This window comes from Lamprobacter sp. (assembly GCF_034860625.1).
In the GTDB taxonomy this organism is placed as follows: Bacteria; Pseudomonadota; Gammaproteobacteria; order Chromatiales; family Chromatiaceae; genus Lamprobacter.
The window spans coordinates 1-1,714 of record NZ_JAYESN010000454.1 but is presented as its reverse complement, the minus strand read 5'-3'; the positions used below and the strand labels follow the sequence as shown (position 1 = coordinate 1,714).

The 1,714-nt window shown below is 60.0% G+C and carries 1 protein-coding gene; it reads right to left on the bottom strand.

Annotated features, from left to right (window positions below; genetic code table 11):
- Nucleotides 1–38 precede the first annotated feature (38 nt).
- Nucleotides 39–1,550: a transposase gene (locus VBE63_RS28770; protein WP_323686402.1), complete on the bottom strand. Its 1,512-nt coding sequence runs from the start codon at nucleotides 1,548–1,550 to the stop codon at nucleotides 39–41.
- Between the last annotated feature and the right edge of the window lie 164 nt (nucleotides 1,551–1,714).

The window sequence follows — 1,714 nt, the reverse complement described above, 5'->3', positions numbered from 1 at the left end:
CTCACGTTTCGGAGTTCAAAAAAGCCATACTGGCCGGCTCAAGCCTCGATAGAACCGGTCTCCGCGCCTTCTAATCGCAGGGTAAACTCATCAAGTTGCAATGCTTGGACAAAGAAGCGCTGCACCTGCTCATCGATGGCATTCATCACCAGCGCACCGGCCGGTCCGAGCGTCTCCTGGAGTCCATCGACGGCCTCGGCGATTAAGGCGCGGAACAAGCCCCACAGGCGTTTGGCGAAATCGAGTTCGCTGAGCTGCGCGCCGACGGCCGTGCGCACATCGCAGACCCGCGTCCCGGCGCCTTGGATCTGAGCGAACGCCAGCAGGCAATAGCGCACGGCGGTTAAGTGGATCGAGGCCAGATGCGAGGCAAAAGTCTCGGTTTGCTCCCAGAGCAAGCCTAGATATTGCTTGGCCTCCTTGAAGTACACCTCAATGCTCCAGCGCAAGGCATAGGTTTCCAAAATCGTCGCCGGGGAGAGGCTGCGGTCGGTGCTCAGAAACAGCGCCCAGGATTTTGCCCCTGCAGGACTGTCGGCGTCTTGGCTGACGCCTCGGACAAAGAGCAGGCGCACCGGAATCCACTGCTCCTCGCCGTCGCTCTCAAGACTCAGCTCCACGTCCAAACACTGGCACCGGTAGGGCAAGCCGCTGAGGCGCTTCCAGTGCTTGCGCACGCTCGTTTGATACAAACCGTTCGCATCGAGCAACTCGGTGTGCGCCTCGCCGTCTTTCCAGGTCCTCAGGCGGTACTTCATGGCGTTTTTCTTCATGCGCAAGATCGCCGTGAGGTCGAGGTCCAGGGCGGTGCTGATCATGGGCTTGGTGCCAAACCAAGCATCGGCGAGCAGGACATCGGCCTCGATGCCCTGACGCAGCGCGCGGCGCAACAGGTCCGCAGCCAATTCTGGCTTGGTGCGATCACGTGCCTCAGCATAGCGGCGCGCCTCGACGCTGCGGCCATCGCGAAAGTCGGCCTTCAGCGGATGCGCGCCGACGTTGCTGATGAAGAGGTCGCTATCCAAGGGCAGGAAGGCCTCTTGTGTGGCCAATCCCAAGGTGAGGACCTGCTGGCCTTTGACGGTGCGCCCACTGAGATGATCGAAGTGCCGTGAGACGCCTTCCAGGCGTTTGCCGCGGCGGGTTTTCACGGAATCGTCCAACACGTAGGCGCGTACGGGACTGTGCTTCAACTGACCGGCGCGATAGACCTTGAGCGCAACCGCCCCATGAAAGGCGCGCCAATTGAGGTCTTCGCGGGCCAGCACATCATACAGGGCGTCCTTGTGGGCATCGGCGAAACTGCGCAGCGATTGACGGGCGAACAGCGCGACACTCTCGCGCCCAATCCACACCCAGATCAACAGCAGATAGACGATCCGCGGTGCTTCCAGACCACTGCGCTTGTGAAAGCCAAGCTTGGTGAGCAGCCTGGAGAGCCCCAGGCTGCGCCACAGGTCGGCGAACAGGTTATCGGCCAGGGTTTGGGTCTCGTTCAGGACGGAAGCGGTCAAGCTTGGCAAGGAGACGTCGGATGTGGGAGTCTTCATCAGCGGCTTCTTGGGTGGGTGTCTTGTTTCAACTGCTCGACATTCTACCATCCACGAGGCCGCTTTTACTTGCTAAACAAAGACTTGGTTCAATAGGGGCGCGATTATTGAACCCCGAAACGTGAGTTACAAGATCAAACTACGCAAGATCGGTTACCGGCTCG

Coding starts and splice junctions, on each gene's coding strand:
- VBE63_RS28770 (WP_323686402.1), bottom strand. CDS start 1,550: ATGAAGACTCCCACATCCGACGTCTCCTTGCCAAGCTTGACCGCTTCC.